Source organism: Buttiauxella massiliensis (assembly GCF_902500225.1).
Lineage (GTDB): Bacteria > Pseudomonadota > Gammaproteobacteria > Enterobacterales > Enterobacteriaceae > Buttiauxella > Buttiauxella massiliensis.
In genome coordinates, this window is sequence record NZ_LR722649.1 from 179,272 (window position 1) to 193,300 (window position 14,029).

A 14,029-nucleotide genomic window follows, 5' to 3' on the forward strand; every position below is an offset into this window, starting at 1 on the left:
ATCCTTTATTATTAGCATATGCCGCTACCAGGACTCAGGCGCTCCAGATCAACATTTAACCAAATAACCTATTTCGCACACTTTTTCGGCGAACTATGAACTCGTCCACACTCTTTACATGACTTTCGAAAAGTGCACGTTTTAGACCGATATTGGCCTTCTTTTTCCCTCTGATGACGTTAAAAATGCATTAACGAGCAATTGTTAAACATAAAAATAACATTTTAATAACGCACATCAGAGAACGTATCCTATGAAAACTCAGGTAGTGATTATTGGTGCTGGTCCATCGGGTTTGCTGTTGGGGCAATTACTGCATAACGCAGGCATCAACAATGTGGTGCTTGAACGACAATCACCCGAACATGTTTTAGGACGTATTCGTGCGGGCATCCTGGAGAATGGCACCGTAGATTTGTTGCGTGAGGCAGGGGTCAGTAAAAGAATGGATGTGGAAGGGTTAGTCCATGAGGGTGTTGAGTTTTTGGTTGATGGAAAGCGTATCCCTGTTCCGCTAAAAGAACTGACTGGCGGGAAGACGGTGATGGTGTATGGCCAGACGGAAGTGACTCATGATTTGATGGAAGCGCGGCGAGCAACTGATGCTATTTCCATATACGGCGTTAGCAACGTGCAATTATTTGATCTCAAAAGTGATTGTCCATATGTCACTTTTGAGAAGCAGGGCGAAACCTGCCGTATCGATTGTGACTACATTGCGGGTTGCGATGGTTTTCACGGTGTTTCCCGTAAAGCTATTCCTGAAGAAGTCACTCGTGAATACGAACGTGTTTATCCGTTCGGCTGGCTCGGGTTGTTATCGGATACGCCACCAGTTAACCACGAGCTTATTTATGCCCATCATGAGCGGGGATTCGTTTTGTGTAGTCAGCGCTCACTAACTAGAAGCCGCTACTATTTACAGGTACCGCTTAGCGATAATGTTGAATCCTGGTCAGATGAACGCTTCTGGGACGAACTAAAGCAGCGGTTGCCAAAAGAGCTGGCTGAGAAGTTAGTGACTGGTCACTCACTTGAGAAAAGTATCGCCCCGTTACGTAGTTTTGTGGTGGAGCCGATGCAATATGGCAATCTTTTCCTGGTGGGCGATGCGGCTCATATTGTGCCGCCGACCGGAGCAAAAGGATTAAATCTTGCCGCGTCTGATGTGAACTATCTGTATCGGATTTTGAGCAAGGTGTATCACGAAGGGCGAACTGATTTGCTGGAGACTTATTCACCAATGGCATTGCGCCGAGTATGGAAAGGGGAGCGTTTTAGCTGGTTTATGACTAATCTGCTTCATGATTTCGAAGGCATGGATGAGTTTGACCGTAAGATGCAACAGGCCGATCGTGACTACTATCTGTCATCGCGTGCGGGTTTGACGACCATTGCCGAAAATTATGTCGGGTTGCCATTTGAATCCATTGAATAACCTATACTTTCGGCATTGAATTTGATCATCATGAAAGAGGATGTCATGGCCCAGAACACCAGTATTCCGGTATTCAAACTTTATGGTGAAAGCCGGAACTGGCCTGCATCTGATTTGCTGCATTGCGAGTCTATCCACAGCCGTAGTAGCCTTTATGAATGGCATATTCGTACGCATCAACATGCGGATTTAGTTCAACTGCTTTATTTGCGTAAAGGACAGGTGGAGATAGACATTGAGGGCTGTACTCACCACGTGACGCATGCCTGTATTCAAGTTGTTCCAGCCTTATGCGTGCATGGTTTTAAATTTTCGCCCGGAGCACAGGGCTATTCGCTGTCTTTTTCAGCGCCTTTAATAACGCAGTTTGAACAACAGTTTGGTCGCCCTTTGCAGGTGCTCTCACAAGCAACCTGCCTACCGGTGAAAGGCTCTCGCAGGCAAATTAATACTCTGTTTAGCACTCTGCAAAGTGAGTATGAGGGTCAGGGTGAAGCGCGCGATATGATGTTGCATTCACTGATTAGCGCTTTGCTGGTTTGGCTTAATCGACAATGTACTCCACCCCCGAGTGGCAGTTCGCGTGTTGAGCGAAAACGCTCAGTGATTAATCAGTTTAACCAACTTGTTGAACGACATTATCGTGAGCAACTTTCGGTAACGCATTATGCAAGTGCCGTAGGGCTATCCAGTGTGCATTTAAATAATCTGTGCCATGAGTTTTATGGCTACAGCGCACTAAACGTATTGCATCAAAGGCTGTTGCTTGAAGCTCGACGCAGTTTGCTCTACACCAGCATGACAGTTAGTCAAATATCTGATTATCTTGGTTTTAGTGACTCAACTTACTTTTCACGTTTTTTCCGCCGCCATATGGCAACTACGCCAAAAGATTTTCGTAACCATCCCATTCGGGATCTTTAAGTCGGCATCCTGTTTTACAGTAATTATTTATATTAACTTATTGTTTTTCTTTCATTACTCTATTGGTTTTTTTATAAATATAATGGTGGGAATGCTATTTAAATTGGCATTGTTTGTTGGTTTTCATGTATATCTAATATCCTTTCTTTTTTGTTTTTTGATATATAGATCAAGGGAATGATATGATAAACAATATCACTATAAATAATGTATCTAGTCAAGTAATGGTTGTTATACCTTGTGTGTTAATGGTGGCGGGAGTAATTCATCAGCTAAATGCCAGGCCGGAATTTAAAAATTCAATTAATATTATTAAAGATATTCATGCCGCTTATGATGAAGTGTTAAAAACCCCCCATTCCACTATTATCTTAAATGTCAGTAAATCATCACAGCGATTATCTGATGAGGTAAAGTTTATTAAATGGTATCGAAAGGCAAAGCCAAATAAAAATATTGTTATTTACACTCATAATCATAAGGTTAACATTCTGAAGTATATTTCATCTCTTGGTGTTCGAGTGGTTATATCTCAGTATGAATCACCATCAATATTTATGGAGCTGTTAATAAAATCACTATCTAGTGGCATAACTCTACACAGCCCAATGATTAAAACTGTTCTGCAGGAGCAGATACCTGCTGAATTGACGGAATGTGAGATGCAAGTGATCGAGCAGCTATTTTTAGGTCGTAACGTTACCCAGGTAGCAAAGCGTTTGGGGCGCGATATCAGAACAGTAAGCTCACATAAAAGACATGCAATGGAAAAGCTGGGGTTTCACTGTGATAAAGACCTCCATGTTTTTCGTTGCGAGTTAACAGGTAATTAATTGTTATTATAAGGATATTTAGATGACAGAAAACAAGGAAAAGACCTTTTTGCATAACCCTTTTTGTCGTGCAGTAGTTATTAGTAAACGGCCGTTGATGAGAGAAGGTTTTCAGATCGTTATGAAAGAAAAAGCAGCAGAATCTTCACAGGTTTTGTTGGCGGATTATTTAGAGCTAAATTCAGAAATTCTGGAGCAGGGGGATGTTGTCGTGCTTGAATTGGATAGTTCGCAACAGGAGTTTATAGAGCTATGCGATTTTCTGAAACATCTGAAAAATAAATCACAGCATGTGAGATGGATATTTATTTTGCCTCTACATCTGCTTAATCTCGCTGTTGAACGATTGTTGACAACCAAAACTTCATTGCTTTCTTTACATGAACCAATGAACAGCATTATCGAGCATGTATTTAATAATGCTAGTGATGTTGAAAGAATCAGCGACTGTCTTTTGCAGGAGAAAGCTGCACAGACATCTGTTAATGATATGGTCAAAACGAGTTTAACTTTTTCAGAATGCCGAGTTTTACGGCTGATCAGTAAAGGTTGGAAGTTAGTGCAAATTGCGACTCTCCTTGAAAAAAACTATAAAACTGTTAGCGCGCAAAAAAAAAGTGCTATGCGCCGATTGGAAATTAAAACAGATGCCGAAATGTATGCCTGGCTATTTAGTGAACATGGAAAGCGGGAGTTAAATATTCCACCTTATAACCAGTGAGTATGAAAATAATAAGGTACGACTGAGGAGCTTAAATTTGTCCTCAGTCTCCTGATTATTGGCACACATCAACCCAATGTGCAGCGGTGAGTTCTGCTAAGCGAGCAGGTGAAATACGCACCGCGCTATGAATGGCTCCGGCAGCAGGTAAAACCTCCTCGTACTGTTTAAGTGAAATATCGCAGTAAACAGTTAACGGATTTTCTAGTCCAAAAGGACACACTCCGCCCACGGGGTGGCCTGTCCAGGTAACAACCTCATCACTGCTAAGCATGCGGGCTTTGGCCCCAAAAACAGTTTTAAGTTTTTTATTATCCAGGCGTGCGTCACCTTTCGCGACAACCAAGACCACTCTATCCTTCACTTTCAACGACAATGTTTTAGCAATCTGCCCAGGCTCGACGTTATGGGCTACCGCAGCTAAAGCAACAGTTGCTGTACTTTGATTCAATTCAATGATGTCGATATCGGGGGCGTTTTCGGCAAAGAATTGCCGGACGGACTGCAGGCTCATGCTTTTCTCCCATTCTGTTCAGCAAATAATTTGGCATAAGTATGTGCTATATGTAAACCAGTGAAACCGACCCTGATTGTGTCGAATGAAAGGGCGACGTTGTGATGTGAAATACCTAAAGAAGCTAAAGTTTCAGTGATTTCTGGATCTTCTTCACATTCACTGCAACCGGTTTCAGTAACCGGTTGCAGTACGTGAATTAGCGATGAATACTTAAACGGTCACACACCTGTACCCAATAATAAGAGCAGCCTATGAAACCGATTTTTTTATGCTGTGCCGCTGATGTCGAATTGAAAGCTGTATCTAAAAAGGTCCCGGTTTCGGGGACGAATTCTATGAATTACGGACTGTTGCGCGGCGATACTTTTCCCGCGGCTACATTCGCGTTGATAGCCTGACTGGAGTTCCGATATGTCTACGAATCATGCAGCTTTTAATTTGATTTTCCGTTTTGTAGAAAACTACGTTAGTCCCATTGCGGGACGAATCTCTTCACAGCGCCATGTTATGGCGATTCGTGATGGGTTTATTTCCGCGATGCCATTTATGATTGTCGGTTCGTTCTTATTGGTCTTTGCCTATCCACCGTTCTCGCCAACCACCACCTGGGGGTTTGCACGTGCGTGGCTGGATATGGCGAAACAGTTTGAAGGGCAAATTCTGACGCCGTTTGATATGACGATGGGCATTATGTCTATCTACATTTGTGCGGCTATTGCGTATAACCTCGGTAAGCACTATGTGAAGTCGCACGGTCTGGACCCCTTCATGTGTGCAATGCTTTCACTCATGGCTTTTCTGCTGGTGGCAGCACCAAAAACTAAAGGCACGATGCCGGTAGATAGCATGGGAGGTACAGGGATTTTCACTGCAATTCTGGTGGCGATTTACTGTGTCGAAATGATGCGTTTCTTGAAAGCGCACAATATCGGAATCAAGCTCCCGGACCAGGTTCCACCGATGATCAAAAACTCCTTTGATCTTCTGATCCCCGTTCTGGTTGTGGTGCTAACGCTTTACCCGCTGAGCCTGTTCATTCAGTCTGAGTTTGGCATGTTAATTCCACAAGCCATTATGTCACTGTTCAAACCGCTAGTTTCTGCGGCGGACTCACTGCCTGCTATTTTGCTGGCGGTGCTGATTGGCCATCTGCTTTGGTTTGCAGGAATTCACGGCGCGGCCATTATTTCTGGCATGTTGCAAATGTTCTGGCTGACCAACCTCGGCATGAACCAGAGCGCGTTGGCACAAGGTGCACCACTGCCACACATCTTTATGGAAGCGTTCTGGACTTTCTTTATCGTGATTGGTGGCTCGGGTGCAACCATGGGGTTGGTGATTTGCTATCTGCGTAGTAAATCAGCTCACCTGCGCTCAATTGGGCGACTAAGCGTGGTGCCAAGTTTCTTTAACATTAATGAACCGGTCATTTTCGGTACGCCAATTGTTATGAACCCAGTGTTCTTTATTCCGTTCCTGCTGGCACCAATGGTTAACGCCGTGCTGGCGTGGGGCGCAATGAAGATGGATTTGATTGGCCGCGTGATTTCAGTTGTGCCGTGGACTGCACCTGCACCAATCGGTGCGGCATGGGCTCTGGGCTGGGATTTCCGTGCGGCGATTCTGGTTATTCTGCTGGCTGTGGTTTCCGCCATCATCTACTTCCCGTTCTTCAAAGTATACGAGAAGCAGTTGCTGGAACAAGAAGCGGAAGAAGCACAGAGATCATCCGGAGAAGAGAGCCAACAGGCTGCTTAACAGTAGAGTGAGAAGTGAAATGAAACGGTGGGGAAACCCACCGTTTTACTTTAACGTACAGTCACCGCAACGTTGTACATCTGGCAGTTTATAGCGTTGGCAGCAGGTGCGACGTACCAGTAAACCTTCACGTAGAATGACGGTACGGTAGAGGGGATTATCCTGACCATCCTGCAACTGTTTCTCAAAGAAACAGGCATGACGCAACTCGGCAATTGTCGATTCATTCAGCAACTCTCTGAGCTCGCCAAAAAACCAGTTCAGCAGATATCCCGTATTACTCCAGATGAGTTTTCCATTGATTTCGCCACTGTTTTCCAGTGCATCAACGACGGGCATTAACCCTTTAATAATTAGCTTTTCAAGGCGTTGGGTTAACGACATTGTCGTCGCCATCTTATCTTCCTGAACGTCTAGCCAGAAAATGGCAGCTCTGCCTGTTTCGTGAAACTCAACATGGATGTGTTGCGGGTCGATATCCAGTGCACGAGGTTGGGTAATCAATGCCATGACTAGCGGCGGAACCAACAAGCCAAGATACCATTGTGCCCATAGCGATTTTAGCGGCTTCCCTTCACGCACAAGCTGTGGTTGGTTCCGGTAAATGTGGTCACTGTAGCAGGCGAGAAGTGAAGTTAAGGCCGCAGGTTGTGCCCACTGATGCAGAGACAGGCTGGTGTGAGGTACAGGTTCATTGAGTTTGATGATGTCGTTGAAGTATGGTCGATGCACAGCAAAATGCGTGCGTAACTCATCCGCGAGCGTCGGCTGCGAATGCGTAAATGGCGGTAGCCACGCAAAATCGTCGTTAAGCTGAGAAGATTGAAACGCCATCTACAAACAAGACCACTAATACAAATGATAATGATTGCCAATCCTATCTATAGATAGCGCCTTTAGCAAGGTTGTTTTGTGTTCAAAGCAATTAGCCGTTAAAAATGAGCGGGTTCTGTTTGTGTGTGAAGGATAGTTTCGCTGACAAAGATACTATTACGGCCCTGTCGCTTGGCACGATAAAGTGCGCCGTCAGCTTTGCGTAATGCTTCATCAATGTCGTGCTGCTCAAGTGCTGCAAGGCCGATGCTTATAGTAAGATGCGTCGCCACGCTTTTATTAAACATGTGCTGAATATTTAAATCATAAACGCGTTGGCGAATGCGCTCTGCTGTTTGCAAGGCTTGTTCAGCATCGACATCAACCAGTAAAACCATAAACTCTTCACCGCCATAACGCGTGACGACATCACGTGAACGGACAGCGTCACGAATAGCCGCAGAGACATGCGTCAGAGCCTTATCGCCCATGTTATGGCCATAGTTATCGTTGTAGGATTTAAAATGGTCGATATCCAGCAGCAGTATGTAATGCTGGCCGCTTCCGACTGAGAGCAGAGTATCAAAACGGTTCTGGAACCCACGGCGATTATTCAAACCGGTAAGCGGATCTAACATACTAAGATCGTTAAGGGTTTCTTTTTCCTCAAGCAGCTTATTCATCAAACGACGCGTAAAGTTATCATGACGCTGATGAATGATATGTTGAATGGTAATCCCCACCCCTGGCAGAACAATTGAATACAACAGGCGCGGCCAGTTGGCACCCTGATCAAGCCAGAATATGATTAAGGTGGCCGGCAGGCATGCGGCAATAAATGCTTGTATATTATTAATAAAAGAGATTGCGCCAATAAATAATATTGCCAACAAGGCAATAATTAAAAAAGAAACGTCTTTATTTGGCATTGCAGAGACTTTTATATAGATATGCCCCGCCCAGAGTAAGCCAATAATTAACGAAATGAAGTTAATGTTAATTAGTTTCTTTTTATTTACCAGCTGCCAAAGCAGACAGGACAGGCTTACCACCAGCACCAGAACAATGGGTACTGTAATATGTTGCGTATTAGTTGCCGGGGATATCATGCTAAATCCCGCAGAAAACGCATTTAATAATAAAAATAAACGCAAAGAGAGTTGATGTTTCCCTTTGAGTAAAGTGGACCAATTTGTTGCTGTCATATCAAAAATAGTTCTTTCGACTCATGTCGACATCATGCTGTGAATGAAGTAGGAAAATATATCCGGAAAGTGATTACTTCATGTAGGCAATAGGTGTTAATCAGAGATTTAACATTAAGCGCCAATCTATCACCTTACTGAATATATGTCATCTGATGATGCGGAAAGCTTAAGATTTCTAATGTAAAACTGACGATACGCTATCGCTGACAAACGAGAAATAATATCATATGATATTGGTTATCATTACCAATTGATGAGATAGCGATGATGTTACAACGTCAGTTAGAAAGTGCATGGGGTGTGCTGGTGCCGGCAGGTATCGTCGCCGCGTTACTGTATCTTGATCTTTCTTTTAGCCAGTGGCGCGTCTTGATTGTATTAGGATTATTGGTGACCGCAGCCATGCTGTACCATAAACGGTTACGTCATTTTGTGCTGCTACCGTCATGCGTTGCATTTGCCAGTGGGCTTGCTTTGGTGATGATGAATATGGGAACGATGAAATAGCGAGATAAAACTGAGGGATAAAAGAGTACTGCTGGGAAGTTGATAAGAATTGGTGCGAAGAGAGGGACTTGAACCCTCACGCCCGTTAGAGCACTAACACCTGAAGCTAGCGCGTCTACCAATTCCGCCACCTTCGCAATTCAAAACTTATCTGATATCGCCTTCGCATTGGTGCGAAGAGAGGGACTTGAACCCTCACGTCCGTAAGAACACTAACACCTGAAGCTAGCGCGTCTACCAATTCCGCCACCTTCGCGCAGTGCGAACGATATCTTGCGTGGTTAATGGTGCGAAGAGAGGGACTTGAACCCTCACGTCCGTAAGAACACTAACACCTGAAGCTAGCGCGTCTACCAATTCCGCCACCTTCGCATACCCACAACACCGAAGTATTGTAACCACGGAGGCGCATTCTAGATGTTTTCTGCGCGTCGTCAACAGTTAATTTGGTGCCGCTTTTCTAATCGCTGGAAAAAGCGGCACTGTGTTGTATTAACGCTTCTTCACGCCACGCATAACAACTGAGCGGTAAACTTTGAAACGCCCTGTCTGAGCGATCACTTCGTGGTTACCAAAGGTTTCGTCCAGCACGTCCGGATAGGCCAGGAAGGCGTTCGCTACGATACGCAATTCACCGCCCATATTCAGATGGCGGACTGCGCCGCGAATCAGCTGGTGAGCTGCATCAAGGCTAGTTTGCAAACCATCATGGAACGGTGGGTTTGAGATAATCATGTCAAAACGACCATTCACTTCGGAATAGACGTTACTGGCGATGACTTCGCCTGCGATCTCGTTGGCTTCAAGCGTTGCGCGGCTTGCTGCAACGGCTGGAGCAGAAACATCACACAAAGTCAGACGGACTTTTGGAGAATGTTTAGCCAGGGCTACCGCCAGCACGCCAGCGCCACAACCTACATCCAGCACTTTACCTTTGGTGTGCGCAGTCAGCGTGGAAAGCAGCAATTTACTGCCGGTATCCAGGCCGTCACGGCTAAATACGCCAGGCAAGGTTTTGACGGTCAGACTTTCGTGTTGGTACTCATCCCACCATGAATTTTCATCAAACTGCGGCTGTGTTTCCAGACGACCATGATAAAGGCCGCAACGACGCGCACTATCGATTTTGTTGAGTGGGCAAAATTCAGCGAGCATCTGCTCAGCACTGCGCACACCGCTACGGTTTTCACCGACAACAAAAATATCGCTGCCAATGGGCATCAACGACAAAATATTCATCAGTTGGAACTGTGCTTCTGGCTTGTTCTTCGGCCAGTAGTAAACCAGGGTATTGCAGTCGCCAATGCTGCTAGTGTCAGCCACCAGGCCGTATTGTGCATCTTCGCCCATCTGAGCGCTCAATACCTGCCAGTGGTGAAATTGTTGGGTATGAACGCGACTTGCTGCCGTTTCGAAACGGGCTGGCAGATCGTCTTGTAAGTCACCGGCAAACAGCACGCGGCTTTCGGTAAAATCATCGCTATGGCGCAGCAGCACTTCACTTGCCGGGGTTAACGCAGTCATCAAATTACTCCTGGGAAATCAGAACCGGGATTATACACTTCTTACTCGAAGTTGCAGCGGCGTTCACTGCACTCATTCACCCGAATCACTTACTCTAGTAAGCTCATCGGGATGACTTCGTTTGTCGCCTTGCTGCCACTCCGATTAATTCGTGTAATCGAGCTTTAATGGCGCATATTCGATGAATTTGCTATATTTGCGCCCCAATTGGCACTCTCTACCTGGTTTCGCTATGCCTCATATACCTTTGCGACGTGACTGGTTGTTACAACAACTGGGCATTACCCAGTGGGAGTTGCGGCGCCCGGCTGCGTTGCAGGGCGAAATTGCAGTCTCACTGCATCAAAACGTCAGGCTACTGATCGTCGCCGAAGCGCTTCCTGATCTAAAAGATCCGTTAGTTAACGATGTTTTGCGTAGTCTGAATTTGGATGCACAGCAGGTCATGCAACTGACACCAGAACGGGCCGCGATGCTGCCAGGTGATAGCCACTGTAATAGCTGGCGATTGGGTGTGAGTGAACCTCTTCCCATACCAGGCGCGCAATTAGCGACCCCCGAATTAAACGAGCTTTATCAAAATGGCGCCGCTCGACAGGCGTTGTGGCAGCAAATTTGTGAACATGAAAACGATTTCTTCCCTCACCACCAGTGACTTGAGCGCGGCTTACGCCATCGAACTTCGCAGCCATGCTTTCCCATGGAGTGAAAAGACCTTCGCGAGTAACGAAGGTGAGCGCTATTTGAATTTTCGCCTCGATGTTGATGGCAAAATGGCGGCGTTTGCGGTGACGCAAGTCGTGTTGGATGAGGCGACGCTGTTTAATATTGCTGTTGACCCTGATTACCAACGTCAGGGGTTAGGTCGCCAGTTGCTGGAGCATTTAATCAGCGAACTGGAAGCGCGAGATGTATTTACCCTGTGGCTTGAAGTGCGCGCCTCAAATACGGCAGCGATCGCACTTTATGAAAGTCTGGGCTTTAACGAGGCGACGATTCGCCGTAACTACTACCCCACAAAAGAGGGTCGCGAAGACGCCATCATCATGGCGTTACCGTTAGGCTAATTTGAAAAGGTGTGTTGATGAACTGGGACTGGATTTTATTTGATGCTGACGAAACGCTATTTACCTTTGACGCTTTCGGCGGCTTGCAGCGGATGTTTCTCGATTATAGCGTGACCTTTACCGCTGAAGACTTCCAGGATTACCAGGCGGTTAACAAACCTTTGTGGACCGATTACCAGAATGGAACCATTAGCGCGCTTCATTTACAGCATCAGCGTTTCCAGGGGTGGTCCGAAAGATTATCAGTGCCTGCGGGTGACCTTAATGCAGCATTTCTTAACGCTATGGCCGAAATTTGCGTGCCGCTGCCTGGTGCTGTTTCGCTGCTTAATGCGTTAAAAGATAAAGTGAAAATCGGTATTATCACCAACGGTTTTACTGCGTTGCAGCAAATTCGCCTGGAGCGTACCGGTCTGCGCGATTATTTCGATTTGCTGGTGATTTCTGAACAGGTCGGTGTCGCGAAACCCGATCGTAAGATTTTTGATTACACCTTTGAGCAAATGTGCCAGCCGCCACGCGACCGAGTAATGATGGTTGGTGACACTGCGGAATCAGATATTTTAGGCGGCATGAACGCAGGCATTGCCACCTGCTGGCTCAATGCCCATGGACGAAGCTTACCGGAAGGCATCACGCCGACCTGGGAAGTGACCACATTAAGTGAACTGGAGCGATTGTTGTGTAACTAATGACTGCTTACAGCCGATTGTTAAACCTCACCTGATGGGTAGAATAGCCGTCAGGTAACGTTCATTTGCCGCGCAGTGATATCTGTGCGCAATTCACAGAAGATTTCATTATGACTTTGTCTCCTTTTTTGCAAGAAGTGGGGAAACGCCGCACTTTTGCGATCATTTCTCACCCCGATGCCGGTAAAACGACCATCACTGAAAAAGTGTTGCTGTTCGGACAGGCAATTCAGACCGCCGGTACTGTAAAAGGCCGTGGTTCCAGCCAGCATGCTAAATCTGACTGGATGGAGATGGAAAAGCAGCGTGGTATCTCGATTACCACATCTGTAATGCAATTCCCGTATCACGACTGCCTGGTTAACCTGCTCGATACCCCAGGGCACGAAGACTTCTCCGAAGATACTTATCGTACTCTGACCGCTGTTGACTGTTGTTTGATGGTTATCGACGCCGCGAAAGGTGTAGAAGATCGTACCCGTAAGTTGATGGAGGTTACCCGTCTACGCGATACGCCAATTCTCACCTTTATGAACAAACTCGACCGTGATATCCGCGACCCGATGGAAGTGATGGATGAAGTTGAACGCGAGCTGAAAATCGCTTGTTCACCAATCACGTGGCCAATCGGCTGCGGCAAGTTGTTCAAAGGCGTTTACCACCTTTATAAAGACGAAACTTATCTTTATCAGACAGGTAAAGGCCATACCATTCAGGAAGTGCGCATCGTTAAAGGGCTGGATAACCCGGATCTTGACGCTGCTGTTGGTGAAGATCTGGCCGCGCAATTGCGTGATGAGCTGGAACTGGTTCAGGGTGCTTCCCACGAATTTGATCGTGAGCTGTTCCTTGAAGGTGAGCTGACACCAGTCTTCTTCGGTACTGCATTGGGCAACTTTGGTGTTGACCACATGCTCGATGGCCTGGTTGATTGGGCGCCTGCTCCAATGCCGCGTAAAACTGATACGCGTGAAGTGGAAGCGCAGGAAGATAAATTCACCGGTTTCGTATTTAAGATTCAGGCCAACATGGACCCGAAACACCGTGACCGCGTTGCCTTTATGCGTGTGGTTTCCGGTAAGTATGAAAAAGGCATGAAACTGCGCCAGGTTCGTACCGGTAAAGATGTGGTGATTTCTGATGCGTTGACCTTTATGGCCGGCGACCGTTCGCACGTTGAAGAAGCGTATCCAGGCGATATTATCGGCTTGCATAACCACGGCACTATTCAGATTGGTGATACCTTCACTCAAGGCGAAATGATGAAGTTCACCGGTATTCCGAACTTCGCACCGGAACTGTTCCGTCGTATTCGTCTGCGTGACCCATTAAAGCAGAAGCAGTTGCTTAAAGGTCTGGTACAGCTTTCTGAAGAGGGCGCGGTACAGGTTTTCCGTCCAATCGCGAACAACGATCTGATTGTTGGTGCGGTCGGTGTGCTGCAGTTCGATGTGGTTGTGGCGCGTCTGAAAAGCGAATACAACGTTGAGGCGATTTACGAGTCGGTCAACGTCTCAACGGCGCGTTGGGTAGAAAGCACGGACGTTAAGAAGTTTGAAGAATTCAAACGGAAAAACGAAATGCAGTTGGCTCTCGATGGCGGCGACAACCTCGCTTATATCGCTCCAACTATGGTCAACCTGAACTTGACTCAAGATCGTTACCCAGAAGTCACGTTCCGTAAAACCCGCGAGCACTAATCGTCTCTCAGGGCGCGGCAGCCGTCGCGTCCTGCTACTTTTCCCGTCTTATTAATCCCTTACGGATTGTTCTTAATTTCCCGCATTTCCCTCATGATCACCCACTTTCGCCATGCAATTCCGTGATTGTTGTCTATATTTAACAAACCAGTGACAAATTGGTTGGTTGAAAATGCCACGTAAATGAAGATTTCTGGCGGGTTCATTCGTACTCATTTTTCCTGGCGCTATTAAAAACTGATCGTGAAATTTTTAGGCCGTACTACTTGGCCTGATGTTTAAGGAAAGCCGGTACCTGAAGGCTTGTGCTCAAATAGTGAGCAAAAC

At 46.2% G+C, this 14,029-nt stretch carries 14 protein-coding genes and 3 tRNA genes; 10 read left to right on the forward strand and 7 right to left on the reverse strand.

Translation table 11 applies throughout. The features are described 5' to 3' along the window. Window positions 1-253: 253 nt before the first annotated feature. The 4 genes from pobA to GC128_RS03135 all read left to right on the forward strand — a co-directional run bounded on the left by pobA (window position 254) and on the right by GC128_RS03135 (window position 3,916). On the forward strand, window positions 254-1,438 hold the full coding sequence (gene pobA, locus GC128_RS03120) for a 4-hydroxybenzoate 3-monooxygenase (protein WP_151993060.1): 1,185 nt from the start codon (window positions 254-256) through the stop codon (window positions 1,436-1,438). A gap of 45 nt (window positions 1,439-1,483) precedes the next feature. Further along, window positions 1,484-2,362: a helix-turn-helix domain-containing protein gene (locus tag GC128_RS03125; RefSeq protein WP_151993061.1), complete on the forward strand. Its 879-nt coding sequence runs from the start codon at window positions 1,484-1,486 to the stop codon at window positions 2,360-2,362. Window positions 2,363-2,544: 182 nt separating this feature from the next. After that, window positions 2,545-3,195, forward strand: a complete 651-nt coding sequence (locus GC128_RS03130; RefSeq protein ID WP_151993062.1) for a LuxR C-terminal-related transcriptional regulator — start codon at window positions 2,545-2,547, stop codon at window positions 3,193-3,195. 22 nt (window positions 3,196-3,217) lie between these two features. Next, window positions 3,218-3,916 carry a LuxR C-terminal-related transcriptional regulator gene (locus GC128_RS03135; protein WP_151993063.1) on the forward strand — a complete coding sequence of 233 codons (699 nt, stop codon included), beginning with the start codon at window positions 3,218-3,220 and terminating at the stop codon, window positions 3,914-3,916. A 55-nt stretch (window positions 3,917-3,971) separates the two neighbouring features. On the opposite strand, the gene GC128_RS03140 is transcribed toward GC128_RS03135, so the two are convergent. Further along, window positions 3,972-4,430, reverse strand: a complete 459-nt coding sequence (locus GC128_RS03140) for a YbaK/EbsC family protein (RefSeq protein WP_151993064.1) — start codon at window positions 4,428-4,430, stop codon at window positions 3,972-3,974. A 414-nt stretch (window positions 4,431-4,844) separates the two neighbouring features. Here GC128_RS03140 and GC128_RS03145 point away from each other — a divergent pair, with 414 nt between their 5' ends. Next, window positions 4,845-6,191 carry a PTS sugar transporter subunit IIC gene (locus GC128_RS03145; protein ID WP_151993065.1) on the forward strand — a complete coding sequence of 449 codons (1,347 nt, stop codon included), beginning with the start codon at window positions 4,845-4,847 and terminating at the stop codon, window positions 6,189-6,191. 45 nt (window positions 6,192-6,236) lie between these two features. Here GC128_RS03145 and fhuF read toward each other — a convergent pair whose 3' ends face one another. Together fhuF and GC128_RS03155 are read right to left on the reverse strand one after the other, a co-directional pair. Continuing rightward, on the reverse strand, window positions 6,237-7,025 hold the full coding sequence (gene fhuF, locus GC128_RS03150) for a siderophore-iron reductase FhuF (protein ID WP_151993066.1): 789 nt from the start codon (window positions 7,023-7,025) through the stop codon (window positions 6,237-6,239). A gap of 98 nt (window positions 7,026-7,123) precedes the next feature. Then, window positions 7,124-8,209, reverse strand: coding sequence for a GGDEF domain-containing protein (locus GC128_RS03155; RefSeq protein WP_151993067.1), 1,086 nt, complete (start codon window positions 8,207-8,209; stop codon window positions 7,124-7,126). Window positions 8,210-8,479: 270 nt separating this feature from the next. Between GC128_RS03155 and GC128_RS03160 the strand changes: the two genes are divergently transcribed. Next, window positions 8,480-8,719: a DUF1435 domain-containing protein gene (locus GC128_RS03160; RefSeq protein ID WP_151993283.1), complete on the forward strand. Its 240-nt coding sequence runs from the start codon at window positions 8,480-8,482 to the stop codon at window positions 8,717-8,719. Window positions 8,720-8,769: 50 nt separating this feature from the next. Here GC128_RS03160 and GC128_RS03165 read toward each other — a convergent pair. From GC128_RS03165 to rsmC, 4 genes are all read right to left on the reverse strand, one after another. Beyond that, a tRNA-Leu gene (locus GC128_RS03165) sits at window positions 8,770-8,856 on the reverse strand. A 32-nt stretch (window positions 8,857-8,888) separates the two neighbouring features. Continuing rightward, window positions 8,889-8,975 (reverse strand) — tRNA-Leu (locus GC128_RS03170). A gap of 29 nt (window positions 8,976-9,004) precedes the next feature. After that, window positions 9,005-9,091: transfer RNA gene (locus tag GC128_RS03175), tRNA-Leu, on the reverse strand. Window positions 9,092-9,211: 120 nt separating this feature from the next. Next, window positions 9,212-10,243 (reverse strand): 16S rRNA (guanine(1207)-N(2))-methyltransferase RsmC, encoded by a 1,032-nt coding sequence (gene rsmC / locus GC128_RS03180; protein ID WP_151993068.1) that lies wholly within the window; start codon window positions 10,241-10,243, stop codon window positions 9,212-9,214. 232 nt (window positions 10,244-10,475) lie between these two features. Here rsmC and GC128_RS03185 point away from each other — a divergent pair, with 232 nt between their 5' ends. The 4 genes from GC128_RS03185 to prfC all read left to right on the forward strand — a co-directional run bounded on the left by GC128_RS03185 (window position 10,476) and on the right by prfC (window position 13,702). After that, entirely contained in the window at window positions 10,476-10,898 is a 423-nt protein-coding gene (locus tag GC128_RS03185) for a DNA polymerase III subunit psi (RefSeq protein WP_407643452.1), read from the forward strand. After that, window positions 10,867-11,310 (forward strand): ribosomal protein S18-alanine N-acetyltransferase, encoded by a 444-nt coding sequence (gene rimI, locus GC128_RS03190; RefSeq protein ID WP_151993069.1) that lies wholly within the window; start codon window positions 10,867-10,869, stop codon window positions 11,308-11,310. Before GC128_RS03185 ends, rimI begins: the two co-directional genes overlap by 32 nt. Before the next feature lie 17 nt (window positions 11,311-11,327). Beyond that, window positions 11,328-12,002, forward strand: a complete 675-nt coding sequence (gene yjjG, locus GC128_RS03195; RefSeq protein WP_151993070.1) for a pyrimidine 5'-nucleotidase — start codon at window positions 11,328-11,330, stop codon at window positions 12,000-12,002. 110 nt (window positions 12,003-12,112) lie between these two features. Continuing rightward, window positions 12,113-13,702, forward strand: a complete 1,590-nt coding sequence (gene prfC / locus GC128_RS03200) for a peptide chain release factor 3 (RefSeq protein ID WP_064561080.1) — start codon at window positions 12,113-12,115, stop codon at window positions 13,700-13,702. The last annotated feature ends 327 nt before the right edge of the window (window positions 13,703-14,029 follow it).

Coding starts and splice junctions, on each gene's coding strand:
- pobA (WP_151993060.1), top strand. CDS start 254: ATGAAAACTCAGGTAGTGATTATTGGTGCTGGTCCATCGGGTTTGCTG.
- GC128_RS03125 (WP_151993061.1), top strand. CDS start 1,484: ATGGCCCAGAACACCAGTATTCCGGTATTCAAACTTTATGGTGAAAGC.
- GC128_RS03130 (WP_151993062.1), top strand. CDS start 2,545: ATGATAAACAATATCACTATAAATAATGTATCTAGTCAAGTAATGGTT.
- GC128_RS03135 (WP_151993063.1), top strand. CDS start 3,218: ATGACAGAAAACAAGGAAAAGACCTTTTTGCATAACCCTTTTTGTCGT.
- GC128_RS03140 (WP_151993064.1), bottom strand. CDS start 4,430: ATGAGCCTGCAGTCCGTCCGGCAATTCTTTGCCGAAAACGCCCCCGAT.
- GC128_RS03145 (WP_151993065.1), top strand. CDS start 4,845: ATGTCTACGAATCATGCAGCTTTTAATTTGATTTTCCGTTTTGTAGAA.
- fhuF (WP_151993066.1), bottom strand. CDS start 7,025: ATGGCGTTTCAATCTTCTCAGCTTAACGACGATTTTGCGTGGCTACCG.
- GC128_RS03155 (WP_151993067.1), bottom strand. CDS start 8,209: ATGACAGCAACAAATTGGTCCACTTTACTCAAAGGGAAACATCAACTC.
- GC128_RS03160 (WP_151993283.1), top strand. CDS start 8,480: ATGTTACAACGTCAGTTAGAAAGTGCATGGGGTGTGCTGGTGCCGGCA.
- rsmC (WP_151993068.1), bottom strand. CDS start 10,243: ATGACTGCGTTAACCCCGGCAAGTGAAGTGCTGCTGCGCCATAGCGAT.
- GC128_RS03185 (WP_407643452.1), top strand. CDS start 10,476: ATGCCTCATATACCTTTGCGACGTGACTGGTTGTTACAACAACTGGGC.
- rimI (WP_151993069.1), top strand. CDS start 10,867: ATGAAAACGATTTCTTCCCTCACCACCAGTGACTTGAGCGCGGCTTAC.
- yjjG (WP_151993070.1), top strand. CDS start 11,328: ATGAACTGGGACTGGATTTTATTTGATGCTGACGAAACGCTATTTACC.
- prfC (WP_064561080.1), top strand. CDS start 12,113: ATGACTTTGTCTCCTTTTTTGCAAGAAGTGGGGAAACGCCGCACTTTT.